The 25,211-nt window shown below is 52.1% G+C and carries 28 protein-coding genes and 1 other annotated feature; of the genes, 17 read left to right on the top strand and 11 right to left on the bottom strand.

The features are described 5' to 3' along the window. Positions 1-195 precede the first annotated feature (195 nt). Positions 196-438, top strand: coding sequence for a cell division activator CedA (gene cedA / locus AC534G_RS14540; protein ID WP_230592298.1), 243 nt, complete (start codon positions 196-198; stop codon positions 436-438). A gap of 64 nt (positions 439-502) precedes the next feature. Here cedA and tcyP read toward each other — a convergent pair whose 3' ends face one another. From tcyP to hxpB, 4 genes are all read right to left on the bottom strand, one after another. Beyond that, positions 503-1,894, bottom strand: coding sequence for a cystine/sulfocysteine:cation symporter (gene tcyP / locus AC534G_RS14535; RefSeq protein ID WP_006684833.1), 1,392 nt, complete (start codon positions 1,892-1,894; stop codon positions 503-505). A 135-nt stretch (positions 1,895-2,029) separates the two neighbouring features. Then, positions 2,030-2,629 carry a metal-dependent hydrolase gene (locus AC534G_RS14530; protein WP_087050648.1) on the bottom strand — a complete coding sequence of 200 codons (600 nt, stop codon included), beginning with the start codon at positions 2,627-2,629 and terminating at the stop codon, positions 2,030-2,032. An 83-nt stretch (positions 2,630-2,712) separates the two neighbouring features. Then, positions 2,713-3,474 carry a 2-dehydro-3-deoxy-D-gluconate 5-dehydrogenase KduD gene (gene kduD, locus AC534G_RS14525; RefSeq protein ID WP_069324270.1) on the bottom strand — a complete coding sequence of 254 codons (762 nt, stop codon included), beginning with the start codon at positions 3,472-3,474 and terminating at the stop codon, positions 2,713-2,715. Between the two features lie 138 nt (positions 3,475-3,612). Further along, on the bottom strand, positions 3,613-4,281 hold the full coding sequence (hxpB, locus tag AC534G_RS14520; RefSeq protein ID WP_110498216.1) for a hexitol phosphatase HxpB: 669 nt from the start codon (positions 4,279-4,281) through the stop codon (positions 3,613-3,615). A gap of 167 nt (positions 4,282-4,448) precedes the next feature. Here hxpB and AC534G_RS14515 point away from each other — a divergent pair, with 167 nt between their 5' ends. After that, positions 4,449-4,985, top strand: a complete 537-nt coding sequence (locus AC534G_RS14515) for a YniB family protein (RefSeq protein WP_087856703.1) — start codon at positions 4,449-4,451, stop codon at positions 4,983-4,985. Positions 4,986-5,041: 56 nt separating this feature from the next. Here AC534G_RS14515 and AC534G_RS14510 read toward each other — a convergent pair whose 3' ends face one another. Next, complete coding sequence (locus tag AC534G_RS14510; protein WP_069324267.1) at positions 5,042-5,902, bottom strand: fructosamine kinase family protein; 861 nt, start codon at positions 5,900-5,902, stop codon at positions 5,042-5,044. A 270-nt stretch (positions 5,903-6,172) separates the two neighbouring features. After that, a complete protein-coding gene (gene pfkB / locus AC534G_RS14505) occupies positions 6,173-7,102 on the bottom strand; it encodes a 6-phosphofructokinase II (protein ID WP_061381454.1) in 930 nt (309 codons plus the stop codon). A 287-nt stretch (positions 7,103-7,389) separates the two neighbouring features. On the opposite strand from pfkB, the gene AC534G_RS14500 reads away from it, so the two are divergent. Beyond that, positions 7,390-8,148 carry a DUF481 domain-containing protein gene (locus AC534G_RS14500; protein WP_038640176.1) on the top strand — a complete coding sequence of 253 codons (759 nt, stop codon included), beginning with the start codon at positions 7,390-7,392 and terminating at the stop codon, positions 8,146-8,148. 165 nt (positions 8,149-8,313) lie between these two features. On the opposite strand, the gene yniD is transcribed toward AC534G_RS14500, so the two are convergent. After that, entirely contained in the window at positions 8,314-8,421 is a 108-nt protein-coding gene (yniD, locus tag AC534G_RS14495) for a small membrane protein YniD (RefSeq protein WP_087856702.1), read from the bottom strand. Positions 8,422-8,723: 302 nt separating this feature from the next. Between yniD and thrS the strand changes: the two genes are divergently transcribed. The 14 genes from thrS (at position 8,724) to selO (ending at position 21,578) form a co-directional block, all read left to right on the top strand. Further along, complete coding sequence (gene thrS / locus AC534G_RS14490) at positions 8,724-10,652, top strand: threonine--tRNA ligase (protein WP_032939806.1); 1,929 nt, start codon at positions 8,724-8,726, stop codon at positions 10,650-10,652. A 3-nt stretch (positions 10,653-10,655) separates the two neighbouring features. Further along, complete coding sequence (gene infC, locus AC534G_RS14485) at positions 10,656-11,198, top strand: translation initiation factor IF-3 (RefSeq protein ID WP_048997935.1); 543 nt, start codon at positions 10,656-10,658, stop codon at positions 11,196-11,198. Positions 11,199-11,294: 96 nt separating this feature from the next. Then, positions 11,295-11,492 carry a 50S ribosomal protein L35 gene (gene rpmI, locus AC534G_RS14480; protein WP_003030583.1) on the top strand — a complete coding sequence of 66 codons (198 nt, stop codon included), beginning with the start codon at positions 11,295-11,297 and terminating at the stop codon, positions 11,490-11,492. A 54-nt stretch (positions 11,493-11,546) separates the two neighbouring features. Further along, positions 11,547-11,903, top strand: coding sequence for a 50S ribosomal protein L20 (gene rplT / locus AC534G_RS14475; RefSeq protein WP_003030578.1), 357 nt, complete (start codon positions 11,547-11,549; stop codon positions 11,901-11,903). Between the two features lie 119 nt (positions 11,904-12,022). After that, positions 12,023-12,147 (top strand) — a sequence feature (Phe leader region). Further along, the gene (pheM, locus tag AC534G_RS14470; RefSeq protein ID WP_001386830.1) at positions 12,028-12,072 is read left to right on the top strand and encodes a pheST operon leader peptide PheM; all 45 of its coding nucleotides are present in this window, start codon (positions 12,028-12,030) and stop codon (positions 12,070-12,072) included. Its footprint overlaps the feature before it by 45 nt. A 165-nt stretch (positions 12,148-12,312) precedes the next feature. Continuing rightward, positions 12,313-13,296, top strand: a complete 984-nt coding sequence (pheS, locus tag AC534G_RS14465; protein WP_003832580.1) for a phenylalanine--tRNA ligase subunit alpha — start codon at positions 12,313-12,315, stop codon at positions 13,294-13,296. Between the two features lie 15 nt (positions 13,297-13,311). Further along, on the top strand, positions 13,312-15,699 hold the full coding sequence (pheT, locus tag AC534G_RS14460; protein WP_110498214.1) for a phenylalanine--tRNA ligase subunit beta: 2,388 nt from the start codon (positions 13,312-13,314) through the stop codon (positions 15,697-15,699). A gap of 4 nt (positions 15,700-15,703) precedes the next feature. Next, positions 15,704-16,003 (top strand): integration host factor subunit alpha, encoded by a 300-nt coding sequence (gene ihfA, locus AC534G_RS14455; RefSeq protein ID WP_003030571.1) that lies wholly within the window; start codon positions 15,704-15,706, stop codon positions 16,001-16,003. 155 nt (positions 16,004-16,158) lie between these two features. Then, a complete protein-coding gene (gene btuC, locus AC534G_RS14450; RefSeq protein ID WP_110498212.1) occupies positions 16,159-17,139 on the top strand; it encodes a vitamin B12 ABC transporter permease BtuC in 981 nt (326 codons plus the stop codon). Positions 17,140-17,199: 60 nt separating this feature from the next. Then, the gene (locus tag AC534G_RS14445) at positions 17,200-17,751 is read left to right on the top strand and encodes a glutathione peroxidase (protein WP_038640185.1); all 552 of its coding nucleotides are present in this window, start codon (positions 17,200-17,202) and stop codon (positions 17,749-17,751) included. Beyond that, entirely contained in the window at positions 17,751-18,500 is a 750-nt protein-coding gene (gene btuD, locus AC534G_RS14440; protein WP_038640187.1) for a vitamin B12 ABC transporter ATP-binding protein BtuD, read from the top strand. Before AC534G_RS14445 ends, btuD begins: the two co-directional genes overlap by 1 nt. Positions 18,501-18,577: 77 nt before the next feature. Next, positions 18,578-19,042, top strand: a complete 465-nt coding sequence (locus AC534G_RS14435) for an NlpC/P60 family protein (protein WP_038640189.1) — start codon at positions 18,578-18,580, stop codon at positions 19,040-19,042. 318 nt (positions 19,043-19,360) lie between these two features. Continuing rightward, positions 19,361-20,074 (top strand): EAL domain-containing protein, encoded by a 714-nt coding sequence (locus AC534G_RS14430; protein ID WP_087856700.1) that lies wholly within the window; start codon positions 19,361-19,363, stop codon positions 20,072-20,074. Between the two features lie 61 nt (positions 20,075-20,135). Continuing rightward, complete coding sequence (gene selO / locus AC534G_RS14425; RefSeq protein WP_110498210.1) at positions 20,136-21,578, top strand: protein adenylyltransferase SelO; 1,443 nt, start codon at positions 20,136-20,138, stop codon at positions 21,576-21,578. Here selO and AC534G_RS14420 read toward each other — a convergent pair. The 4 genes from AC534G_RS14420 to AC534G_RS14405 are packed head-to-tail and all read right to left on the bottom strand — an operon-like array spanning position 21,575 to position 25,188. Further along, positions 21,575-22,354: a heme ABC transporter ATP-binding protein gene (locus tag AC534G_RS14420; protein WP_110498208.1), complete on the bottom strand. Its 780-nt coding sequence runs from the start codon at positions 22,352-22,354 to the stop codon at positions 21,575-21,577. The genes selO and AC534G_RS14420 overlap by 4 nt on opposite strands. Continuing rightward, a complete protein-coding gene (locus AC534G_RS14415) occupies positions 22,347-23,339 on the bottom strand; it encodes a FecCD family ABC transporter permease (RefSeq protein WP_110498206.1) in 993 nt (330 codons plus the stop codon). The genes AC534G_RS14420 and AC534G_RS14415 overlap by 8 nt, the downstream gene beginning before the upstream one ends. Further along, positions 23,339-24,160, bottom strand: a complete 822-nt coding sequence (locus AC534G_RS14410; RefSeq protein WP_110498204.1) for a heme/hemin ABC transporter substrate-binding protein — start codon at positions 24,158-24,160, stop codon at positions 23,339-23,341. The genes AC534G_RS14415 and AC534G_RS14410 overlap by 1 nt, the downstream gene beginning before the upstream one ends. After that, positions 24,157-25,188, bottom strand: coding sequence for a hemin-degrading factor (locus AC534G_RS14405; protein WP_110498202.1), 1,032 nt, complete (start codon positions 25,186-25,188; stop codon positions 24,157-24,159). Before AC534G_RS14405 ends, AC534G_RS14410 begins: the two co-directional genes overlap by 4 nt. Positions 25,189-25,211 lie beyond the last annotated feature (23 nt).

The following is a 25,211-nucleotide window of genomic DNA, read 5'->3' as shown; positions in this document are numbered from 1 at the left end:
TCATCGCTGAAAGGGTCGTTGTTGCTGTCAAAAGCTTTAACTATAGACCACTCACTCAGCCCTGCAGGAATATACCGGGGAAGTAAAGCGCGATGAGACAGGCAAACCGCGCACGCAAGGCAGGACGCGGGAGGGGAAAATCGGCTAAGATAGCGGTTTTCTGATTTTTAGAATTTGTCTTTAGTGAAACAACTGATTATGAAACCTCTTCGCCAACAAAATCGTCCGGTTATTAGCTACGTGCCCCGCGTGGAGCCTGCTCCGCCAGAGCATGCGGTTAAAATGGATGCGTTTCGTGACGTATGGATACTGCGCGGTAAATATGTCGCTTTTGTCTTAATGGGGGAGTCGTTTCAGCGTTCGCCTGCATTTACGGTTCCGGAATCAGCGCAACGCTGGGCTAATCAGATTCGCCAGGAAAATGAACTGAGCGATTAACTGGATATAAAAAAACCGCCGGAGCATGACACGCCGGCGGTTTTTTGTTTATCAGCAAACAGGCTTAGCGATGCGCCAGTTCGGCGTTATCATCGCTGTCCAGAATCGTTTTGTCGGTCTGCTTCAGCCACTGGCTGGTCAGCGTACCGGCAGTCATGGAGCCGCTAACGTTCAGCGCCGTACGACCCATATCAATCAGCGGTTCAACGGAGATCAGCAGCGCGACCAGCGTTACCGGCAGACCCATGGCAGGCAGAACGATCAGCGCGGCAAAGGTCGCGCCACCGCCCACACCCGCAACGCCTGCGGAACTCACGGTCACGATACCTACCAGCGTGGCAATCCACATGGGATCCAGCGGGTTAATACCGACAGTTGGTGCGACCATCACCGCCAGCATGGCCGGGTACAGGCCGGCACAGCCGTTCTGACCAATCGTGGCGCCAAAAGAGGCGGCAAAACTGGCAATGGATTCAGGTACGCCCAGACGACGGGTTTGTGCTTCAACGTTCAGCGGGATGGACGCGGCGCTGGAACGGCTGGTGAAAGCGAAAGTCAGGACAGGCCAGACTTTGCGGAAGTATTTCAGCGGGCTAACGCCGTTAACTCCCAGCAGGATCCCGTGTACCACAAACATAATGCCCAGACCAAGATACGAAGCGACGACGAAGCTGCCAAGCTTGATGATGTCCTGCAGGTTGGAGCCTGCAACCACTTTAGTCATCAGCGCCAGAACACCGTACGGTGTTAACTGCATAACCAGACGAACCAGCTTCATCACCCAGCTTTGCAGGGTATCGATAGCGACCAGAACACGCTCGCCTTTTGGGGCGTCATCTTTCAGCAGTTTCAGTGCGGCTACACCGAGGAATGCTGCGAAGATAACCACGCTGATAATTGACGTCGGGTTCGCTCCGGTCAGATCGGCAAACGGGTTTTTCGGGATGAACGACAGCACCAGTTGCGGAACGCTGAGGTCGGCTACTTTGCCAACATAATTGGTTTCAATGGCATTCAGGCGCGCGGTTTCAGCCCCGCCTTGTACCAGACCTTCGGCGGTCAGGCCGAACAGGTTGGTCACCAGAACACCTACCAGCGCGGCAATCAGCGTGGTAAACAGCAGCGTGCCGATGGTCAGGAAGCTAATTTTACCTAACTGAGAGGCGTTGTGCAGACGCGCAACGGCACTGAGAATAGAGGCAAAGACCAGCGGCATAACAATCATTTGCAGCAACTGGACGTAACCGTTGCCGACAATGTTGAACCACTGTACGGAATCTTTAAGAACCTGGCTGTCGGAGCCATAAATGGTGTGCAGCGCGAGGCCGAACACCACACCCATGACCAGACCGACCAGTACTTTTTTTGCCAGACTCCACTGTTTGTGACGGGCTTGCGCCAGCACGAACAGCAGCACTACGAACACGATAATGTTCGCGATTAATGGAAAGTTCATCCCCGTTCTCCTGATCTTATTATGCGGATCACCGTACGATGGTGATTCAGTTGGCGCAAGATTAGCAGAACTGTGACATGCCTCTTATATTCAAATGGAATTGTTTATGCCAAAAATGACATTTCGGCTGATTTATTAGTCAACCTGGTGCGTTATGAAACGATTAAACTGCATTTGTAGCGTATTTATCATTTGCGATGACCAGCGTACTGCACTGTTTTCTTGTACGGTCTGTGGCATCCAGATGGCCCAGGCAAACAGCGCCATACACAGGAATCGCTCCAGTTGATTCCCTTTTTGCGGTACAAGGATCGGCAGGCGAAAGCGCCAGCGACAGGGCCAAAGCAGGGGGACGCCTGCCGGGGTCAGCATGTCGGCCAGAATGTGGCTGAGATAACCGAGAACCATGCCCTGTAAGGCATCAGCTGGAATTATCCAGGTATCAGGGACTTTCAGGTAAAACGTGGCCAGCAGGGCAAAGACTGCCAGCAGGCTATGCGTAAACCCGCGATGGCCAAATGCGCGGGCAATGGGTTTCGATATCCACTTCAGACGCTGTCCGAGCAGAGATTTTGGATGATCGATATCCGGTAGCAGACATGTCAAAATGGCTGAAGGAACAATATGCCACCAGTCACCCTGCGCAAGAACGGGCGTTAGTTCGGCATTTTTGGCAAATACCGCACAGGCAATAGAAAAAAGAAGGTGGCCTTCCGCCGTCATGATAAAACCCAATAAACTGTCGATTCATACAGTATAGGGGTTTTATACAGTAGGCGGAAGAGGTGACGTTGTAACCCTTTGTCACAAGTGCGACATTACCGCGCCAGCCAACCACCATCCACGGCCAGCGTATAACCATGAATATAGTCAGAGGCTGAACTTGCGAGGAAAACGACCGGGCCTTTCAGATCGTCTGGCTTTCCCCAGCGTCCGGCTGGAATACGATCGATAATCTCCTGATTGCGCTCGCTGTCTTCACGTAGTTGCTGCGTGTTATTGGTCGCCATATAGCCGGGCGCAATAGCGTTGACATTAATACCTTGTGCGGCCCATTCATTAGCCAGCAGGCGGGTGATACCCAGTACACCGCTTTTCGATGCGGTATAGGAAGGAACGCGGATCCCGCCCTGAAATGAGAGCATTGAGGCAATATTAATTATTTTCCCACCGTTACCCTGCGCCACAAACTGGCGCGCCACGGCCTGCGACAGAAAGAACACGGATTTGAGATTCAGGTTCATCACGTCATCCCAGTCTTTTTCGCTGAAGTCCAGCGCATCCTGGCGACGTATGGTGCCCGCATTATTGACCAGAATATCGATCCGACCAAATGCCTCCACCGTTTGTGTCACAATGCTGGCGAGTACGTCCTGTTGGCTGAGATCGGCCTGAATCGCCATAAAGCGTCGACCGAGCGCGTTAATTTTCTCTGCGGTATCATGCGGGGTTTTACGATTCACTCCGACCACATCACAGCCAGCTTCAGCCAGCGCCAGTGCCATACCTTGTCCAAGGCCGGTATCACATCCGGTGACGATGGCAACTTTACCTGCGAGACGAAAAGCATCCTGAATCATATTCACCTCAATTATTCATTCCATTCACACTTTACCATGCGGAAAGAATAGGAGAGGCTGAGCAGAAATACAATGAAAATGAAACGCTGTTTTAAAAAATAATCTCACGGGCAATGATTCGCATTGCCCGTGAGAGGATTAGCCGCGCAGATGAACGGCTGTAAGCTCGGTGAGCGAGGACAGTTTTACGTCGGCCAGTACATAGCGAGGATCGTCCTGATGTTCATGTGCAGGCACCACGATAGAGCGCATGCGAGCCGCTTTCGAGGCGATCATGCCGTTGACTGAATCTTCCAGGGCAACGCAACTCAAAGGATCAATGCCCAGTTTCGCTGCGCAATCGAGATACACCTGCGGGTGCGGTTTGCTGTAGGGAAGTTTCTCTGCGGAGGCCAGTGCATCGAAGCTGTCGCGCAGATCAAACATGGTCAGCACTTTTTCCAGCATATGCAACGGTGATGCGGATGCCAGCCCGACCAAAAGTCCCTGCGATTTGCACAACGCCACGGCTTCACGTACGCCAGGCAGCAGCGGTCTTGTTTCTTCAACTAACGCAATAGCCCGCGTGATGATACGTTCAGTCACTTCCTGACGTGTGGGGCCATTCCACGGTTGCTGCGCAAACCACAAATCAACCACCATGTCGATGCGTAAGCCAAGGGTATCGGGAAGCTCATGGCGGCGAGTGATATCAACGCCTAAACTTGCCATCACATCCAGTTCGGCCTGATCCCAGAGCGGTTCTGAATCGACCAGTAATCCATCCATATCGAAAATTGCAGCAAGAATTTGACGCGGGGTTGACATCACAACCTCTCCTTTAGGGTGATAAAAGGGATTTCGAGCCAGTCATAACAGGCTCTGAGCGTTCATTATGGCTAATTCTCTATTATACCGCCTTTAAAGATCAGGCGAAAACGGTTATCAACGGGTAAACTTAGGCCAAAATGACACGTCTTTATCAAGGGGAACTCATGACGTATCAACAAGCTGGACGCATTGCCGTCTTGAAAAGGCTGGTGGGATGGGTGATTTTCATTCCCGCGCTGATTTCAACACTGGTTTCTGTACTGAAGTTTATGTATGCGCACAGCGAAAAGCAGGAGGGGATTAATGCGGTGATGCTCGATTTTGCCCATGTAATGATCGACATGATGCGGGTGAACACCCCCTTTCTTAACGTATTTTGGTATAACTCGCCGACACCCGATTTTCAAAGTGGACTCAATTTCGTTTTTTGGCTGATTTTCATCCTGATTTTTGTCGGCTTAGCGTTGCAGGATTCAGGTGCAAGAATGAGCCGTCAGGCGCGTTTTTTACGCGAAGGTGTTGAGGATCAACTGATTCTGGAACAGGCCAAAGGCAGTGAAGGGTTATCACGCGCACAAATTGAATCACGTATCGTGGTACCGCACCATACGATCTTTTTACAAATTTTTCCGCTGTATATATTGCCGGTGATCGTTATCGTCATCGGCTACTTCTTCTTCTCATTACTGGGCTTTTTGTAAGCGTTGAAACATCAGGCCTGCCGCATTGTGTAACGTCAGGCCTGATAAGCGCGTTGTTAAGCCGCCAGTAACCTATCCATCGCTTTCTGCGCCACAACCAGATGCTGCCCTCCGAACAGAATAGCCCGATTCAGCAGCGTATAGAGCTGGTAGACAGGCTGTCTGTCAAGAAAATCCAGGGGGAGCGGCGAGACGGACTGATAACCATCATAAATTTGCGGCGGCTGCTCGGTATGTAACGGCAGCATTGCCAGATCGCACTCTCTGTCTCCCCAGTAGCAGGCAGGGTCGAAGATGTAAGGACCGTTCGGGCCGAGCGCGCAGTTTCCCGACCACAAATCCCCATGCAGGAGAGACGGCTGCGGCTGATGGGACGAGAGGCGTTGCTGAACATGCTCGACAATGGCGTCAATATTGCCAAACGCAATACCTTTTTCAGCGGCGAGTTCCAGTTGCCAGCCAATGCGCTGCTCGGCAAAAAAAGTTGACCAGCGACGTTGCCAGGCATTGGGTTGCGGCGTGGTCGAGAGCGCATTGTCGAAGTCGAGTCCGAACTGCGGCTGATCGCTCCATTCATGCAAATGCGCAAGCTGTTGGCCGAGGATAAATGCATTGTGCGCGTCAAGCGGACGGGGAGGGAGGAAGTCCATCACCAGGAAACTGTAATCTCTGTCTGCGCCTACCGCCCAAACTTTAGGTACAGATACGGTTTGACTGCGGGAAAGTAGCTCCAGTTGATCGGCTTCCGCCGTAAAGCCGGTCAACAGCTCTCTTTCATCGCATTTGACGAAAAAATCGCGCCCCGCATAGCGTAAATGCCATGCGGCGTGGATCTCTCCGCCGGGCAGTTCATTACGCAGTTCGATTTCGCCTTCACCTAATTGCTCGCTTAAAAGACGACTGATAGCCTGCCACATGATGTCTCTCCCCATGTTGTCTGCCAGATCATAAGGTTAGCGCAAGAATGCGGTTAAAAAACACGAACTGACGCACACCACGGACGCGTCATCGCTGGAAAGGCACTTAATGTTTGTCGTTCTTCTTCATCTCGCACAGTTGTGGAGACGTCTGTTTGCACATGATTCACTTCTTTGTAATCACGTGATTTTTTATCATAGACGTATAACAACCATGCCGACAGTTTTACCGGAAAATCCCCCTTCCTGGTAAGAAGGGGGACGGTGGCATTACTGCGCAAGGTATGCATATATTTTTTGCGTATCGTCCAAAGCGCACAGACGCGTCCCCTGATTCAGGGTTGCTGCGCTACCGGCGGCAACCCCGAAACGAACAATATCGTCAAAAGGTGCGTTCTCAGCCAGTTTAAGCGTCATGGCGCCGACCATGCTGTCGCCTGCGCCTACGGTACTTTGACTTTTCACCGGTGGTGGAACCACCTGGACGCAGGTGTCGCGATCAACGCCCAGCGCCCCTTGTGGCCCAAGAGAGACCACGACGCGGTGTGCTTTACCCGATTGCACAATCTCCTGCGCGGCTTTACGCACGTCATCAGGTTGGGTGAGTTCGCGGTTCACCAGCGCGCTCAGTTCTTTAAGGTTGGGTTTGACCAGTTCGATATTGCCGATGGCTAACGCCGCCGTTAGCGCCTCGCCTGAGCTATCGACGATGCAGCGAATACCCTGTTTTTGTGCTGAGGTAACGAGTCGGGTCAGCTTCTCAAGTTGTACGCCAGGCGGCAAACTGCCGCTAATCACCAGCAGCGCGCCGGACTCAATTTCCAGCACCTGATCCTGAAGTTGATAGAACTCATCATCGGTCAGCGCAGCCCCGGGCATAACGAAGCGATACTGCTCACCGCTGGACTCAACGTGGACGTGCAGATTTTGGCGGGTCCAGTCTTTGGCTTCGACTGTAGAGACGGGAACATTTTCGTCGGCGAGCAATGCAACAAGATGCTCTCCCGTGGCCCCGCCCGCGGGGAAGATAGCCGTCGCAGTACCGCCAAGATGCGCTATTGCACGAGCGACGTTGATGCCGCCGCCACCGGGTTCAAAAACCGGCGAGGTACAGCGAAGTTTACCCTCAGGGTAGATTTGCGGAGTAATTGTTGCGCTATCGAGAGAGGGCGCAAGTGTTAACGTATAGATACGTACCATCTTTACCTCCTGTTAGGCTGCCTTCAGTCTGGCACTTAACATCCCGAAAGTGAAGTAATTAACAACATGATTTTTCATATCTTTATTTAAAATTATCGGGTCAAAGTTATATAAATAAAATATCGATTTAAGAACGCTCTTATTCAAAAAATGAAATAAGAATTTATTGCTATGTTATTCGAGTCTTTTTATAATTTGTTACCTTTCAAGGGTCTTTTGTCATTGATCCATATGAAAGTTTCCGAGACCGTTATGGTCTCTTTTTTTGTTGTACGGACTCTTAATAAATGAAGCTTTTGAAGACAGTGCCCACAGCATTCATGCTGATGGGAGGCCTGCTTGCGTCAATGCATGCTGCCGCCGATGATTCCGTTTTTACTGTCATGGATGATCCTTCCAGCGCGAAAAAACCCTTTGAAGGTAACCTGAACGCGGGATATCTCGCCCAGTCAGGCAACACAAAAAGTTCTTCTTTAACTGCAGACACCAACATGACCTGGTATGGTCAAACTACGGCGTGGTCTCTGTGGGGAAATGCCAGCAACACCTCCTCAAATGATGAGCGTTCATCAGAGAAATATGCCGTAGGGGGCCGTAGTCGTTACAACATGACCGACTATGACTATCTCTTTGGGCAGGCAAGCTGGTTGACCGACCGCTACAACGGTTATCGCGAGCGTGACGTACTGACCGCAGGTTACGGTCGTCAGTTCCTTAATGGACCGGTGCACAGCTTCCGTTTTGAATTCGGTCCTGGTGTTCGTTATGACGAGCACACTGATGGCACCACCGAAACGCAGCCGTTGGGCTATGCGTCCGGGGCGTATGCGTGGCAGATGACGGATAACACCAAATTTACTCAGGGTGTATCGGTATTCGGTGCTGACGATACGACACTCAACTCTGAAACGGCTTTGAACGTTGCCATCAATGAACACTTCGGGTTAAAGGTGGCTTACAACGTGACCTGGAACTCTGAACCGCCGGCAACGGCGCCGGAGCATACCGATCGTCGAACGACTGTTTCGCTCGGTTATCGTATGTAATGACAAGCCGGGTCAAATAATTGGCCCGGTTTTCCCAGTTAAAGTTAAGTTTATTTAATATTTACTCTACGTTTTATTTTTACCACGTACCAATAACGCGCTATTTTTCAGGTAAATTCTATTTAATAGATAAATAAACGGAACCGTACTGCCGGTGCCAATAATTTAACCCCAGATCATTGCGGCCCAACGCAGCATCAGCATGGCCGCACAAATAACAAGCAGAATCACAACTATTTTCCAGTGTTTCTTCGCAAAGCGATTTGTTGGCATAGTTCTTTCCCGCTCATATTCGATGACTTTCGGCAAGTGTAACAAAGACGTCAGGGTGTCAGTGAATTGATTTACATCATACAGTGCGCGTTGATTGCTGCTTTGATCGGCTCGTAACACCGTGTACACTGTCAACGGTGTTATCAAAAAAAGGGCGTAGGTCCAGCGTCGCCACCAAGGCAACCCGTGACATATTTCGCAGAGTGAAGCGGGAATCAGCCCACACCTTTTTGATAATTTTAAATATTGAATCTTTGTATGTGCTCTTACGTGTGGGGCACCACTGCAAATAAGGATATAACATGCCTGTTATTACTCTTCCTGATGGCAGCCAACGCCATTACGACCACGCTGTAAGCCCCATGGATGTTGCGCTGGACATCGGTCCAGGTCTGGCGAAAGCCACGATTGCTGGCCGTGTTAACGGTGAGCTGGTAGATGCTTCCGATCTGATTGAACATGATGCGAAGCTCTCCATCATCACCGCGAAGGATGAAGAAGGTCTGGAGATCATTCGTCACTCCTGTGCGCACCTGTTAGGGCACGCGATCAAACAACTCTGGCCGCACACCAAAATGGCGATCGGACCGGTTGTTGACAACGGTTTTTACTACGATATCGATCTTGACCGTACGTTAACCCAGGAAGACGTCGACGCGCTCGAGAAGCGGATGCACGAGCTCGCTGAGAAAAACTACGATGTCATTAAGAAGAAAGTCAGCTGGTACGAAGCGCGTGAAACCTTCGTGAAGCGTGGCGAGACCTATAAAGTCTCTATTCTTGATGAAAACATTGCCCATGATGACAAGCCTGGCTTGTACCATCATGAAGAATATGTCGATATGTGCCGTGGCCCGCACGTGCCGAACATGCGTTTCTGCCATCACTTCAAACTGATGAAGACCGCTGGGGCATACTGGCGTGGCGACAGCAATAATAAGATGCTGCAGCGTATTTATGGTACTGCATGGGCAGATAAAAAAGCCCTCAACGCCTACCTGCAACGTCTGGAAGAAGCCGCCAAACGCGATCACCGTAAAATCGGTAAACAGCTTGACCTGTATCATATGCAGGAAGAAGCGCCGGGTATGGTGTTCTGGCACAATGATGGCTGGACTATCTTCCGTGAACTGGAAGTCTTCGTTCGTTCGAAACTGAAAGAATATCAGTATCAGGAAGTTAAAGGTCCGTTCATGATGGACCGCGTGCTGTGGGAAAAAACAGGTCACTGGGATAACTACAAAGATGCGATGTTCACGACGTCTTCAGAGAACCGTGAATACTGCATTAAGCCCATGAACTGCCCGGGCCACGTACAGATCTTTAATCAGGGTCTGAAATCTTATCGCGATCTGCCGCTGCGTATGGCTGAGTTTGGTAGCTGCCACCGTAACGAGCCGTCAGGCGCGCTGCACGGTCTGATGCGCGTTCGTGGCTTCACTCAGGATGATGCGCATATCTTCTGTACTGAAGAACAGATCCGTGATGAAGTTAACGCTTGTATTCGTATGGTCTACGATATGTACAGCACCTTTGGCTTCGAGAAGATCGTCGTCAAACTGTCCACTCGCCCCGAAAAACGTATCGGTAGCGATGAAATGTGGGACCGTGCTGAAGCTGACCTGGCCGTTGCGTTGGAAGAAAACAACATCCCGTTTGAGTTCCAACTGGGTGAGGGCGCATTCTACGGTCCGAAAATTGAATTTACCCTGTATGACTGCCTCGATCGTGCATGGCAGTGCGGTACTGTACAGCTGGACTTCTCTCTGCCGTCCCGTTTAAGCGCCTCTTATGTTGGCGAAAACAACGAGCGTCAGGTGCCGGTTATGATTCACCGCGCAATTCTTGGGTCGATGGAACGTTTCATCGGTATTCTGACCGAAGAGTTTGCTGGCTTCTTCCCGACCTGGCTTGCGCCGGTTCAGGTTGTGGTCATGAACATTACCGATTCTCAGTCTGAATACGTTAACGAATTAACGCAGAAACTACAAAATGCGGGCATTCGTGTAAAAGCAGACTTGAGAAATGAGAAGATTGGCTTTAAAATCCGCGAGCACACTTTACGTCGTGTCCCTTACATGTTGGTCTGTGGCGACAAAGAGGTTGAAGCAGGCAAAGTTGCCGTGCGCACCCGTCGTGGCAAAGACTTGGGCAGCCTGGACGTAAATGAAGTGATTGAGAAGCTGCAACAAGAGATTCGCAGCCGCAGTCTTCAACAACTGGAGGAATAAGGTATTAAAGGCGGAAAACGAGTTCAAACGGCACGTCCGAATCGTATTAATGGCGAGATTCGCGCCCTGGAAGTTCGCTTAACAGGTCTGGAAGGCGAAGCTTTGGGTATTGTGAGTCTGAGAGAAGCAATCGAAAAAGCTGAAGAAGCTGGAGTAGATTTAGTTGAAATCAGCCCTAACGCCGAACCGCCAGTTTGTCGTATTATGGACTACGGCAAGTTCCTTTATGAAAAGAGTAAGTCTTCTAAGGAACAGAAGAAAAAGCAAAAAGTTATCCAGGTTAAGGAAATTAAATTCCGTCCTGGCACCGACGATGGCGATTACCAGGTAAAACTCCGCAGCCTGGTACGCTTTCTGGAAGATGGCGATAAGGCTAAGATCACGCTGCGTTTTCGCGGCCGTGAGATGGCCCACCAACAGATCGGTATGGAAGTGCTCAACCGCGTCCGTGACGATCTGAGTGAACTGGCAGTAGTCGAATCCTTCCCTACGAAGATCGAAGGCCGTCAGATGATCATGGTGCTCGCTCCTAAGAAGAAACAGTAAGGCCTTCAAGTAGCAATGTCTGTGGAGCCTGCGGGTTCCACAGCTGTTGTTCGCCTACGTTTCGTTTATTAACAATGCGAAGTGGAAGTTATTAAAATGCCAAAAATTAAGACCGTACGCGGTGCTGCTAAGCGCTTCAAAAAAACCGGTGGTGGTGGATTTAAGCGTAAGCACGCAAACCTGCGTCATATTCTGACCAAAAAATCTACTAAGCGTAAACGTCACCTGCGTCCAAAAGGCCTGGTTTCTAAAGGCGATCTGGGTCTGGTTATCGCGTGCCTGCCGTACGCATAAGCCGTTAACGTTTAATTAATTTTTTACTAAGAATATAGATACAGGAGAGCACATATGGCTCGCGTAAAACGTGGTGTAGTTGCCCGTGCACGTCACAAGAAAATTTTGAAACAAGCTAAAGGCTACTACGGTGCGCGTTCTCGCGTATACCGCGTTGCCTTCCAGGCTGTTATCAAAGCTGGTCAGTACGCTTATCGTGACCGTCGTCAGAAAAAGCGTCAGTTCCGTCAACTGTGGATTGCGCGTATCAACGCAGCAGCACGTCAGAACGGTATTTCTTACAGCAAATTCATCAACGGCCTGAAAAAAGCCTCTGTTGAAATCGACCGTAAGATCCTGGCTGACATCGCAGTATTCGACAAAGTAGCGTTCACCGCTCTGGTCGAAAAAGCGAAAGCAGCTCTGGCATAAGCCGGTGAAAAGAGGGAGCCTGGCTCCCTCTCTTTTATTGTAGCGCAATCAATTAGTTGACATTTTACCCGTAAGCCTTTTCAATAAAGGTTGTCCGGTTTTTACCACATAAGGTAATGCAAGCATGAATGCTGCTATTTTCCGCTTCTTCTTTTACTTTAGCACCTGAATCCAGGAGGCTTGCGCGTGAAAGAAGAAACGGAAAACAGCGCCTAAAAGCCTCCCTGGTGGAGGCTTTTTTTATACGCGTCATCCTTCAAGTTGTCTCTGTGTTGGCTGCATTCGCTCACCTCAGTCACGTACTGATGTACGCTCCTGAGGATTTGCTCTTTTGCCGCCTTGATACAACTTGAATGATTTTGCGTATAGACGAGCGACTAGTGAATATCGCCACATAACGAGGAAAACCATGTCACATCTCGCAGAGCTGGTTGCCAGTGCAACGGCCGCCATTAACCAGGCTTCAGATGTTGCCGCGTTAGACAATGTCCGCGTCGAATATTTGGGCAAGAAAGGGCACTTGACCCTTCAAATGACAACCCTGCGCGAGCTGCCGCCAGAAGAGCGTCCGGCAGCAGGTGCGGTGATAAACGAAGCCAAAGAGCAGGTACAGCAAGCGCTGAACGCACGTAAAGCCGAATTAGAAAGTGCTGCGCTGAATGCCCGTCTGGCTGAAGAAACGATCGATATCTCTCTGCCGGGACGTCGTATCGAAAATGGCGGTCTGCATCCGGTAACACGTACTATCGATCGTATTGAAAGCTTCTTCGGTGAGCTGGGCTTTACCGTGGCGACCGGTCCGGAAATCGAAGATGACTATCATAACTTCGACGCACTGAATATTCCTGGCCATCACCCGGCGCGTGCTGATCACGACACTTTCTGGTTTGACGCGACCCGTCTGCTGCGTACGCAGACTTCCGGCGTGCAGATCCGCACCATGAAAGAAAAACAGCCGCCGATCCGTATCATCGCCCCTGGGCGCGTATACCGTAACGATTACGATCAGACGCACACCCCAATGTTCCATCAGATGGAAGGGCTGATTGTTGATACCAACATCAACTTCACCAACCTGAAAGGTACGCTGCACGATTTCCTGCGCAACTTCTTTGAAGAAGATCTGCAGGTTCGCTTCCGTCCTTCTTACTTCCCATTCACCGAACCTTCTGCGGAAGTTGATGTGATGGGCAAAAACGGCAAATGGCTGGAAGTGCTGGGCTGCGGGATGGTTCACCCGAACGTGCTGCGCAACGTGGGTATCGATCCGGAAATCTACTCCGGCTTTGCATTCGGTATGGGTATGGAGCGTCTGACCATGCTGCGTTATGGCGTGACCGATCTGCGTTCTTTCTTCGAAAACGATCTGCGTTTCCTCAAACAGTTTAAATAAAGGCAGGATAAAACAATGAAATTCAGTGAACTGTGGTTACGCGAATGGGTAAACCCGGCGATTGATAGCGATGCGCTGTCAAACCAAATCACGATGGCGGGTCTGGAAGTTGACGGTGTGGAACCTGTTTCGGGCGCGTTCAACGGCGTTGTGGTGGGTGAAGTGGTTGAGTGCGCTCAGCACCCGAACGCTGACAAACTGCGCGTTACCAAAGTGAATGTAGGCGGTGACCGCCTGTTGGATATCGTCTGTGGCGCGCCGAACTGCCGTCAGGGCCTGAAAGTGGCGGTGGCAACCGTGGGCGCCGTACTGCCAGGCGACTTTAAAATTAAAGCAGCGAAACTGCGCGGTGAACCGTCTGAAGGCATGCTGTGCTCGTTCTCCGAGCTGGGTATTTCCGACGACCATAGCGGCATTATCGAACTGCCCGCCGATGCGCCAATTGGCGCCGATATCCGCGAATACCTGAAGCTTGACGACAACACTATCGAAATCAGCGTTACGCCGAACCGCGCCGACTGCCTGGGTATCATCGGCGTGGCACGTGATGTTGCCGTACTGAACCAGGCTCCGCTGGTTGAACCGGAAATGGCGCCAGTAGCCGCAACCATTAGCGATGTCCTGCCGATTCAGGTCGACGCGGTGGAAGCCTGCCCACGCTATCTGGGGCGCGTGGTGAAAGGCATCAACGTTAAAGCGCCAACCCCGCTGTGGATGAAAGAAAAACTGCGTCGCTGCGGCATCCGCTCTATCGATGCCGTGGTTGACGTAACGAACTATGTGCTGCTCGAACTGGGTCAGCCGATGCACGCGTTCGACAAAGACCGCATTGAAGGCGGGATTGTTGTCCGGATGGCAAAAGAGGGGGAAACCCTGGTTCTGCTGGACGGCAGCGAAGCTAAACTAAATGCGGATACGCTGGTGATTGCCGACCATAACAAAGCGCTGGCCATGGGCGGCATCTTTGGTGGCGAACATTCCGGCGTGAATGATGAAACGCAAAACGTCCTGCTGGAATGCGCGTTCTTCAGTCCGCTGTCTATTACCGGTCGCGCGCGTCGTCATGGCCTGCACACCGATGCTTCTCACCGCTATGAGCGTGGTGTCGATCCTGCGCTGCAGTACAAAGCGATGGAGCGCGCTACCCGTTTGCTGATTGATATCTGCGGCGGTGAAGCCGGTCCAATTATTGATGTAACCAACGAAGCGACGCTGCCAAAACGCGCGACCATTACGCTGCGCCGCAGCAAACTGGATCGTCTGATCGGACACCATATTGCTGATGACCAGGTGAGTGATATTCTGCGTCGTCTGGGTTGTGACGTCACGGAAGGTCAGGATGAGTGGAAAGCGGTAGCGCCGAGCTGGCGTTTCGATATGGAAATCGAAGAAGACCTGGTCGAAGAAGTTGCCCGCGTTTACGGTTATGACAATATCCCGAATACGCCAATTCAGGCAGGTCTGATCATGGGTACGCATCGTGAAGCGGATTTATCGCTGAAACGTGTAAAAACCATGCTGAATGACAAAGGCTACCAGGAAGTTATCACCTACAGCTTTGTCGACCCGAAAATTCAGGCATTGCTGCATCCGGGTGAAGAATCGCTGCTGCTGCCAAGCCCAATTTCTGTTGATATGTCGGCAATGCGCTTATCGCTGTGGACCGGTTTGCTGTCAACGGTGGTGTATAACCAGAACCGTCAGCAGAACCGTGTGCGTATTTTTGAAACGGGTTTACGTTTCGTACCGGATACGCAGGCCAACCTCGGGATCCGTCAGGATCTGATGCTGGCAGGCGTGATCTGCGGTAATCGTCATGATGAACACTGGAATCTGGCAAAAGAGACCGTTGATTTCTATGATTTGAAAGGCGATCTGGAAGCGGTTCTCGACTTGACCGGCAAACTGGCGGACATTCAGTTCAAAGCTGAAGCGAATCCAGCACTGCATCCGGGTCAGTCTGCGGCGATTTATCTGAAAGGTGAACGTATTGGTTTCATTGGGGTTGTTCATCCTGAGCTGGAACGTAAACTGGATCTGAACGGTCGCACTCTGGTGTTTGAACTGGAGTGGAACAAGCTCGCAGACCGCGTGGTGCCTCAGGCGCGTGAAGTTTCTCGCTTCCCAGCGAACCGTCGCGACATCGCAGTCGTTGTGGCAGAAAACGTTCCCGCTGCGGATATTTTATCCGAGTGTAAGAAAGTTGGCGTAAATCAGGTAGTTGGCGTAAACTTATTTGACGTGTACCGCGGTAAGGGTGTTGCGGAGGGCTATAAGAGCCTCGCTATCAGCCTGATCCTTCAGGATACCAGCCGTACACTTGAAGAAGAGGAGATTGCCGCTACCGTCGCCAAATGTGTAGAGGCATTAAAAGAGCGATTCCAGGCATCATTGAGGGATTGAACCTATGGCGCTTACAAAAGCTGAAATGTCAGAATATCTGTTTGATAAGCTTGGGCTTAGCAAGCGGGATGCCAAAGAACTGGTCGAGCTGTTTTTCGAAGAGATTCGTCGTGCTCTGGAAAATGGTGAGCAGGTAAAACTCTCTGGTTTTGGTAACTTCGATCTGCGTGATAAGAATCAACGTCCGGGACGTAACCCGAAAACGGGCGAAGATATTCCCATTACAGCACGGCGCGTGGTGACCTTCAGACCCGGACAGAAGTTAAAAAGTCGGGTTGAAAACGCAACGCCCAAAGAAGAGTGATTTAACGATTCGTTAAACCACTTGCGTTGCCATCAAAGCGGCAGCGTAAAGCATGACGTATATAACTAAAAAGGCCGCTCTGCGGCCTTTTTCCTTTTCACTACCGAAACAGCACCGTAGAATCACCCCCATCTCTTTTCAGCAGAATGGAAAACATGCTGACTTTCGCCCATCAACAGCAGCGACGAAACGTGCGCTGGATACTGTCACTGTCAGTGCTGATGTTACTGGCAACGATTTTAAGCCTGTGCGCAGGAGAACAGTGGATCGCTCCTGGCGACTGGTTCAGCGCCCGCGGCGATCTGTTCGTCTGGCAAATCCGCTTTCCACGTACCCTCGCCGTTTTGCTGGTAGGCGCTGCGTTGGCTTTATCCGGTGCGGTAATGCAGGCCCTCTTTGAAAATCCACTCGCGGAACCGGGTCTACTGGGCGTGTCTAACGGCGCAGGTGTAGGACTTATTGCTGCTGTGCTGCTCGGCCAGGGGCAGCTTCCCGGCTGGGCGTTGGGCTTATGTGCCATCGCCGGGGCGCTGATTATTACTCTCATTCTGTTACGCTTTGCCAGTCGTCATTTGTCTACCAGTCGCTTGCTGCTGGCGGGAGTGGCGCTGGGCATTATCTGTAGCGCGTTGATGACGTGGGCCATCTATTTTTCCACCTCTTTTGACTTACGACAACTGATGTACTGGATGATGGGGGGCTTTGGCGGCGTCGACTGGCATCAGGCCTGGCTGATGGTGGCGTTGATCCCCGTACTGATATGGATCTGCTGTCAGTCTCAGCCGATGAATATGCTGGCGCTGGGGGAAACTTCTGCGCGCCAACTGGGGTTACCATTATGGTTCTGGCGCAATCTGCTGGTGGTCGCCACAGGATGGATGGTCGGCGTAAGCGTGGCTCTGGCGGGTGCGATTGGTTTTATTGGATTGGTTATCCCCCACATTTTGCGGTTGTGTGGTTTAACCGATCACCGTGTTCTCCTGCCTGGCTGCGCGTTGGCTGGCGCAATCGCATTATTGTTTGCTGATGTTGTCGCGCGTTTGGTGTTGGCTTCGGCTGAACTGCCCATCGGCGTGGTGACGGCTACCATGGGAGCACCGGTATTTATCTGGCTATTGTTGAAAGCCGCGCGCTAGAAAGCGTTGGTTCGGTCTATGATTAAAAACTGAAAATCAACCTGTTGTTCTGGAGATGCTATGCAAGACACTATCCTCAATACCGAAGTGACGACCATTGACGGCGAGGCGACTACGCTGCAACCGTATTCTGGCAATGTACTGTTAATCGTCAACGTTGCTTCGAAATGTGGACTGACGCCGCAATACGAACAACTGGAGAACCTGCAGAAAGCCTGGCATCAACAGGGCTTCAATGTGCTTGGTTTTCCCTGCAATCAGTTTCTGGGCCAGGAACCGGGCAGCGAAGACGAAATCAAAACGTACTGCAGTATGACCTGGGGCGTTACTTTCCCGATGTTCAGCAAGATTGACGTCAACGGCGAGGGGCGTCATCCGCTGTATCAGAAGCTGATTGATGCCGCGCCAACGGCTGTGGCGCCAGCAGACAGTGGATTCTATGAACGTATGGCCAGTAAAGGCCGGGCGCCGCTCTACCCGGACGATATCCTGTGGAACTTTGAGAAGTTTTTAGTGGGACGGGATGGGCAAGTACTGCAACGATTCTCTCCGGATATGACGCCTGAGGATCCGATGCTGGTGCAAAGCATCAAGAAGGCGCTGGCAAACTAATGTCTCGATTGATGCAGCTACAGGATGTAGCGGAATCGACCCGGCTCGGCCCGCTTTCTGGTGAAATAAAAGCAGGGGAAATCCTGCATTTGGTGGGGCCTAACGGTGCGGGGAAAAGTACGCTGTTGGCGCGTATGGCGGGTTTGACGACCGGGGAGGGCAGCATCACCTTCGGCGACATGCCGCTTGAAGAGTGGCCGGCAGCAAAGCTGGCGCAATATCGTGCTTATCTTGCGCAACAGCAAAACCCGCCTTTTGCCATGCCGGTCTGGCATTTTCTGACGCTGCATCAACCCGACAAAGCGCGTGCCGATCTGTTACAGGAGGTCGCCGATGCGCTTGGTCTGGGGGATAAGCTGGGGCGTGGCGTTAATCAACTCTCCGGCGGTGAGTGGCAGCGTGTGCGCCTGGCGGCCGTTATTTTGCAAATTTGCCCGCAAGCTAATCCATTCGGTCAGCTTTTACTGTTGGATGAGCCGATGAACAGCCTGGACGTCGCGCAACAAAACGCCCTGGACAGGTTGTTGGGCCAACTGTGTTTGCAGGGAATAGCGATTGTGATGAGCAGCCATGACCTCAATCATACCTTGCGCCATGCGCATAAAGCCTGGTTGCTCAAACGTGGGAAGCTGCTTGCCAGTGGCTCACGTGATACGGTCCTGACACCAGCTAATCTGTCTGCGGCTTACGGCGTGAACTTCCGTCGTTTGGATATCGAAGGCCACAGAATGCTCATATCAACCACTTAAGTTAAATGGGTTCTTGAAAATCCTGTAATTTCCACGCTAAATTGGCATAAAAATAAAATCCAGAGGATTCGTCCTGAATGCGCTTTTGGCTCCTTTTCATCACAGCATTGTTTTTGGCGGGCTGCAGCAGCCATCGTGCTCCTGCGCCAAATGCCCATTTGTCGGATTCTATCGCCGTTATCGCCGGTCTTAATGACCAGCTACAAACCTGGCATGGTACACCTTATCGTTATGGTGGTATGAGCCGTAGCGGGGTGGATTGCTCAGGGTTTGTTTTGATGACGATGCGGGATAAATTCGATCTACAGCTCCCGCGCGATACGCGCATGCAATCAAAGATTGGTACCGAAATCGATAAAGATGATTTGCTGCCAGGCGATCTGGTTTTCTTTAAAACCGGATCCGGAGAAAGTGGTCTGCATGTCGGCATTTACGACACCAATAATCAATTTATTCATGCCTCAACCAGCCGCGGAGTGATGCGCTCGTCACTGGATAATGTCTACTGGCGTAAAAACTTCTGGCAGGCTCGACGTATTTAACCCTCACAACTGACGAGGCTGCTAACGACTGTGCAGCCTCGACATTTTCATTTGAATGCTAACTGTTATTACTGCTTCCAGCCGATCAATAACCCTGTGTGCTAAGAGTGTATCTTGCTAAAAATATGATTTATGCCGGGATATTAAAAAGTGCAAAGCTGGATATTCGCTTATAATCACGATAAGCTAAAAAAAAGGATTCGATTTACTGGCTATAAAGGGACAAATGAAAGAGCCTCTACTTGCATCAGCAGTAACGTATTTCTCCATCCTTTGCTACAGGATGCCGGATAACACCTATGCAGAGGGGCTGGTACGATGATTGTTTCACTGGATAATCTTTATCAATCGGAGTTGTCTTTTCTTCCTGCGAGAAGTGAAAAAGGCGATCTTGAATTCGTAGATATCATCACCAGTTTTGCCAGCCTGCAGGGGGATGTGCGTATACCAACCGAGCTGGTCTTACCTCGGATGTCGGACGATGAACAATGTCGTTTATTTACAGAGAAACTGGAATTAATCGAAACGTGCCAACATTTTTTTATTCAGCGAAAAGTCTCAGTCTGGATTAATTTAACCCCGGCAGTTGCTCATACTTTATTATCAGACGCTGAATATGCTTCACAAATTGAACGATTTTCATTTCTGGAACTGGCTATTAATGAAAGCTATCCAGAGTTAAACAAGGGTAAAGACAATCCAACGCTGACTGCACTTGCGGCAAGATTTCCATTAATTCTGCAAAATTATGGCGCTGGCGGCATATCAACGCGGGCAATTTTTGATGGCCTGTTCAAACGTGTGGTGTTGGATAAAAACTTTGTTCAACAAAGGATTGCACATATTTCATTTGAACCATTTATGCGCGCTATCCAGGCGCAAATATCACCCTGCTGTGAGTCAATCATCATTAGCGGTATTGATACGCAAGAAATGTTGGCACGAGTACTTCCCCTCGGTTTCAGCGCCATGCAGGGAGGATTGTGGCCTGCGGTACCGCCCGCGCAGATAATTTCGTTATCGAGGATATAACCCTTTTATTTGCTGGTGTTTAACAGGCTATTAACAGTCTACACTAGAGACAGGAGGCCCTATGACCCTGTCTTTTACCACCCGCTGGCGTGATGAATTACCAGCAACCTATACAGCACTCTCGCCTACGCCCCTGAAAAACGCGCATCTTATCTGGCATAACGATGCTCTGGCTGAGCAATTGGCTATTCCTGCGGCGCTGTTTACTATTCCAGAGGGTTCAGGGGTTTGGGGAGGCGAATCCTTGCTTCCCGGGATGTCGCCTTTAGCGCAAGTTTATAGCGGACATCAGTTCGGCGTTTGGGCCGGTCAGCTTGGTGACGGACGTGGGATCCTGCTGGGCGAACAACAGCTTGCTGATGGCTCGACGCTTGACTGGCACCTGAAGGGTGCCGGACTGACGCCTTATTCCCGCATGGGGGATGGGCGCGCCGTGCTGCGTTCAACCATTCGCGAAAGCCTGGCTAGCGAGGCGATGCACTATCTGGGAATACCCACCACGCGGGCATTGTCGATTGTCACCAGCGACACGCCGGTATATCGCGAAACGGTAGAGCATGGGGCGATGCTCATTCGCGTGGCGCAAAGCCATATGCGCTTTGGCCATTTTGAACACTTTTACTATCGTCGCGAGCCGGAGAAAGTCCGTCAACTTGCAGACTTCGCGATTCGTCATTACTGGGCGCATTGGCAGGAAGAAGCCGATAAATATCAGCTGTGGTTTAGCGATATTGTCACGCGTACCGCAAGCTTAATCGCCGACTGGCAGGCGGTAGGGTTTGCGCATGGCGTTATGAATACGGACAACATGTCTATTCTGGGGCTGACGATGGATTACGGTCCGTATGGTTTTCTTGATGACTACGTGCCGGATTTTATCTGTAACCACTCCGATCATCAGGGACGATACAGTTTCGATAATCAACCTGCAGCCGCGCTGTGGAACCTGCAACGTCTGGCACAAACCCTGTCGCCATTTATCCCGGTCGAGGCGCTCAATGATGCGCTGGACAATTACCAACTGGCGCTGTTAACGCGTTACGGTCAACGGATGCGGCAAAAGCTCGGCTTCTTTAGCGAGCAGAAAAACGATAACGAGCTGCTGAGTGAACTGTTTAGCCTGATGGCGCGAGAAAGAAGCGACTATACGCGAACGTTTCGCATGCTCAGTCTGACGGAACAACACAGTGCGCTATCTCCGCTACGCGATGAGTTTGTGGATCGTGCGGCGTTTGACGACTGGTTCACACGGTATCGCTCGCGCCTGGAACAGGACAGCGTTGTTGACGATGTCAGACAAACGCAGATGAAGGCGGCAAACCCGGCGATGGTTTTACGCAACTGGCTGGCGCAACGGGCGATTAGTCAGGCGGAGCAGGGAGATTACGCCGAGCTACATCGGCTGCACCAGGCGTTGCGTACCCCGTTTGTCGATCGCGATGATGACTATGTCAGCCGGCCGCCTGACTGGGGCAAACGGCTGGAAGTGAGCTGTTCAAGCTAAGGCGCCAGAAACACCTGGGGGGACACGTTGGCCGGATGATGGCCAACGTGAACCTCAGCACCGTACCAGCGCATCAGATCATCGGCCCGTAACACGGTCTCCGGCGTCCCTTGCGACGCCAGCCTGCCATTATGCAGTAACACTATTCTGTCAGCCCATAAAGCAGCCAGATTCAAATCGTGAAGCACAATACACACATGCAGCTCTCCTGAAGCGACAAGCGTTTTCAGTAACCGCAGCAGATGTTGCTGGTGGTAAAGATCCAGCGCCGAGGTGGGTTCATCAAGAAATAACCAGCCGCGAGGCGCTCCGTCGCACCAGAGTTGTGCCAGGGCGCGGGCTAACTGCACGCGCTGTTGCTCGCCGCCGGAAAGCGTGGCGTATTGCCGACCTGCCAACGGCGCGCATCCGGTCATCTCCATCACCTGCGCGATAAGGCGAGGTTCCGAACGCTGGGTCCAGGGCGCACGGCCCATCGCGATAACGGCCTCTACCGGCCAGTCAAATCCCAGTTGCGTTTGCTGACGCATCACCGCCCGATGGCGCGACAGCGTCTGCGTATGCCACTCATCCAGCGCTTTGCCCGCCAGCATGCAGCGCCCGGCAACCGGTATGAGAAAACCGGTCAACAGGCGCAGCAGGGTAGATTTCCCCGCACCGTTTGGGCCGATGAGCGCCACCAGTTCACCTTTTGCGAGGGCAAGCGATACATCAGCAATCACCGACCTGCCCGCCACGCGATAGTGAAGTCCTTCAGCAACGAAATGTTCAGCCATGCGATCCTCGCTGACGAAAAATAAGCCATAAAAACCACGGGGCGCCGAGCAGACTGGTTAACAGACCGACCGGCATTTCCGCTGGCGCAACTGAAGTGCGGGCCAGCGTGTCGGCAATCAGTAATAAAAACGCGCCCGCCAGCACGGAACCGGGGATAACGGCCCGATGGTCTGCGCCGAGCCACATACGTATTAAATGCGGGATAACCAGCCCGATAAAGCCAATTACGCCGCTTACTGCCACCGCTGCGGCTACCAGCAAGGCGCTGCAAAGCAGCAAAATACGCTGGATTGTACGCACATTCACGCCAAGATAATGCGCCTCTTCCTCGCCCAGTTGCAGCAGGTTCAGGGCCGAAGCCAGACGCCAGACGATCAGCACCGTCGGGATAGCCAGCGAGGTAACTGCCAGGAGCGCGGACCATTGCGCAGCGCCCAGACTTCCCATCCCCCACAGCGACAGCTGGCGCAGTTGCGCATCATTACTGACCCACGACAGAACGCCAACAGCCGCCCCGCAGAGCGCGTTGATCGCAATACCGACCAGCAGCAGCCGCGAGAGTGAACCGTCGCGCTGTTGGCTGAGGATAAAAATCACCACGGTTGCCGCCAGTGCACCGACAAATGCAGCCAACATTGGCGCATACAGCATCAGTAGCGCGGGCAAAGAGACAGGCAGTACCACCCACAGGGCGACGGCGCAGGCCGCACCGCTGCTAATTCCGAGTAATCCCGGGTCGGCAAGTGGGTTGCGAAACAGTCCCTGCATCACACAACCGGATAGCGCCAGAGAACCGCCAATCACCAGCGCCAGCAGAACACGGGGCAGGCGAATAGTGAGCCAGATTTGACGCAGAGTTTCATTGTCATCACGCCAGAGCAGACTTACCGGCAGGCGCAACGCGCCAAAACCGGTAGCCAAAATTGTCATTACGACCAGCATTAGCGCCATGACCCACAAAGAACAAGTGATTCGTCGGGACATCAGGGCAATTGCTCTGCTTTCGCGCGTAGCTGCAAAATGGCCTGCGGCGTGCGGATACTGAAGCCAAGCAGTGCCATATCATCAACCTGCAATACCTGTTTATTCCGTCCCGCAGGTGTTTGCGCCAGCCCCGGCAGCGCCCACAGGCTCGCCTCGCCACCCATTGCCCTAACACTTTCCCGTGAAATCACCACCAGGTCCGGCTGGCTGGCAATCACACCTTCTTGTGAAAGAGGTTGATAACGGTTAACCCCCTGCATCGCGTTGCGCAAACCGGCGGCGCGAATAGCGGCATCGGCTCCGGTTTGCTGGCCTGCAGCCATGGCGGTCATCCCACCATGATTAAGAATAAACAGGACGCGTTTGTTAAGTTCAGATGACGGGAGCGCCGCCAGCTCCTGACGTAAGGTTGCACGCAACGTTTCGCCATCGGCCTCCCGGTGAGTCGCCTCGGCAATGACGCGAATTTTTCCATCAATCGCGTTAAGGTCGTTGTTTGCCGGGATCGTAACAACCCTGACATTGCTCTGCTCGACCTGTTTTAGCGCCAGAGAAGGCTGCGCCTGCGCACTGGCAAGGACCAGCGTCGGACGGGTGGCAAGGATCCCTTCGGCGTTAAGCTGGCGTAAATAGCCGACGTCAGCCAGGGCGTTTGCGGCTTCAGGCCACTGGCTGGTACTGTCTCGCGCCACAAGCGTTGACTGGGCCCCCAGCGCGTACACAATTTCGGTGACGTCGCCCCCCAGAGTAACGACTCTTTCCTCGGGGACCGCCAGCGCAGTAACGGGCAGCAACGCAATCAGGAGCAGCAATTTGTTCATGCGGCCAGCCCTTTCGGCGTCAGTGCGTCAATTTGCGCGCGCCATTGCGTTTGCTCCGGTTCGCCTTCCGTACGTTGACCATACAGTTGGGCAATCTGTGTGCCATCGGCCGCAAACAGTTCCAGACTGGTAACGTGTCCATCGGCGGTTGGTTTGCGCGTTACCCACGTTTCAGCCACGCTTTCTTCCAGCAGATGTAATGTAAATGCTGGATTGAATATATTCAGCCAGCCTTTCATCGGTACCAGTTTTTCTATCACGCCGGTAAAAATTTGTACGCAGCCGCGATTACCCACAAACACCATAATTTCATTGCCATCCTGACGCGCGGTATTGAGTAACTGCGCCAGTGCGCCATTGGTTACTTTACAGGCCAGGTCATCGCCTACCAGATTAAACGCCTGTTGGCGAGTGAGATCGTGGCGTTTCAGCAGACCGAAGAACTGGTGGACATCGGTCATGGCTCGCCACTCTTGATCCACGGCCTGTGCATCAACGGTGACGGTAGCAGGAGCAGGGTTTTTAGCGGATTGCAGTGCCAGTGGCGGGTTTTCAGTGAAGATGAAACGGCTCAGTAACGCTGCCCATTCTTCAACGAGGGTATTTTGTGTGGCATAGACCTTCAGTAATGCATCACCCTGATGGTCGAAAAACTGAATGCTCTGACGCTCGCCGTGAGCGGTTGTTTCTCTGATATGAAAGGCGCTTGCCCATTGATTCAGGAACAGACGCAGATCGAGGGCGCGTGGATTGAGTACCAGCCCGGCATGCCCGCTCAGGTGCTGGTTGGTAAATGCGCCGACCTGCTCATGCACCGCATATTCGTTGCGGCAAATACATTTGGTTTCGCCTACGGCTTCCAGCGCGCCGAGGATTTCGCGGACTTCGCCACGTAAGCGCCAGGCGTCATGACCGACGCGCGCGAAGGTCAGTTCTGCCTCGCTGATGTGCATCATAGCCGCGATGTCACGTGCGTATTTGCCAGGGTTTTCTTTTTTCAGTTCCAGCCAGCGTGTGTGGTGATTTATTGTCTCTTCCTTCCAGATTGCTG

The sequence above is a fragment of the Citrobacter sp. CRE-46 genome (assembly GCF_059615875.1).
The sequence above is the reverse complement of the archived record's forward strand: the minus strand, read 5'-3'. Positions and strand labels throughout refer to the sequence as shown.

Bases quoted from the DNA above. Each gene is read 5' to 3' on its own strand.
- AC534G_RS14445 (WP_038640185.1), top strand. From the start codon at position 17,200: ATGCAAGACACTATCCTCAATACCGAAGTGACGACCATTGACGGCGAG.
- kduD (WP_069324270.1), bottom strand. From the start codon at position 3,474: ATGATTCAGGATGCTTTTCGTCTCGCAGGTAAAGTTGCCATCGTCACC.
- AC534G_RS14500 (WP_038640176.1), top strand. From the start codon at position 7,390: ATGAAGCTTTTGAAGACAGTGCCCACAGCATTCATGCTGATGGGAGGC.
- pheT (WP_110498214.1), top strand. From the start codon at position 13,312: ATGAAATTCAGTGAACTGTGGTTACGCGAATGGGTAAACCCGGCGATT.
- AC534G_RS14430 (WP_087856700.1), top strand. From the start codon at position 19,361: ATGATTGTTTCACTGGATAATCTTTATCAATCGGAGTTGTCTTTTCTT.
- AC534G_RS14410 (WP_110498204.1), bottom strand. From the start codon at position 24,160: ATGAACAAATTGCTGCTCCTGATTGCGTTGCTGCCCGTTACTGCGCTG.
- selO (WP_110498210.1), top strand. From the start codon at position 20,136: ATGACCCTGTCTTTTACCACCCGCTGGCGTGATGAATTACCAGCAACC.
- ihfA (WP_003030571.1), top strand. From the start codon at position 15,704: ATGGCGCTTACAAAAGCTGAAATGTCAGAATATCTGTTTGATAAGCTT.
- pfkB (WP_061381454.1), bottom strand. From the start codon at position 7,102: ATGGTACGTATCTATACGTTAACACTTGCGCCCTCTCTCGATAGCGCA.
- pheS (WP_003832580.1), top strand. From the start codon at position 12,313: ATGTCACATCTCGCAGAGCTGGTTGCCAGTGCAACGGCCGCCATTAAC.
- tcyP (WP_006684833.1), bottom strand. From the start codon at position 1,894: ATGAACTTTCCATTAATCGCGAACATTATCGTGTTCGTAGTGCTGCTG.
- yniD (WP_087856702.1), bottom strand. From the start codon at position 8,421: ATGCCAACAAATCGCTTTGCGAAGAAACACTGGAAAATAGTTGTGATT.
- AC534G_RS14420 (WP_110498208.1), bottom strand. From the start codon at position 22,354: ATGGCTGAACATTTCGTTGCTGAAGGACTTCACTATCGCGTGGCGGGC.
- AC534G_RS14515 (WP_087856703.1), top strand. From the start codon at position 4,449: ATGACGTATCAACAAGCTGGACGCATTGCCGTCTTGAAAAGGCTGGTG.
- AC534G_RS14435 (WP_038640189.1), top strand. From the start codon at position 18,578: ATGCGCTTTTGGCTCCTTTTCATCACAGCATTGTTTTTGGCGGGCTGC.
- AC534G_RS14510 (WP_069324267.1), bottom strand. From the start codon at position 5,902: ATGTGGCAGGCTATCAGTCGTCTTTTAAGCGAGCAATTAGGTGAAGGC.
- AC534G_RS14415 (WP_110498206.1), bottom strand. From the start codon at position 23,339: ATGTCCCGACGAATCACTTGTTCTTTGTGGGTCATGGCGCTAATGCTG.
- hxpB (WP_110498216.1), bottom strand. From the start codon at position 4,281: ATGTCAACCCCGCGTCAAATTCTTGCTGCAATTTTCGATATGGATGGA.
- btuC (WP_110498212.1), top strand. From the start codon at position 16,159: ATGCTGACTTTCGCCCATCAACAGCAGCGACGAAACGTGCGCTGGATA.
- rpmI (WP_003030583.1), top strand. From the start codon at position 11,295: ATGCCAAAAATTAAGACCGTACGCGGTGCTGCTAAGCGCTTCAAAAAA.
- thrS (WP_032939806.1), top strand. From the start codon at position 8,724: ATGCCTGTTATTACTCTTCCTGATGGCAGCCAACGCCATTACGACCAC.
- btuD (WP_038640187.1), top strand. From the start codon at position 17,751: ATGTCTCGATTGATGCAGCTACAGGATGTAGCGGAATCGACCCGGCTC.
- rplT (WP_003030578.1), top strand. From the start codon at position 11,547: ATGGCTCGCGTAAAACGTGGTGTAGTTGCCCGTGCACGTCACAAGAAA.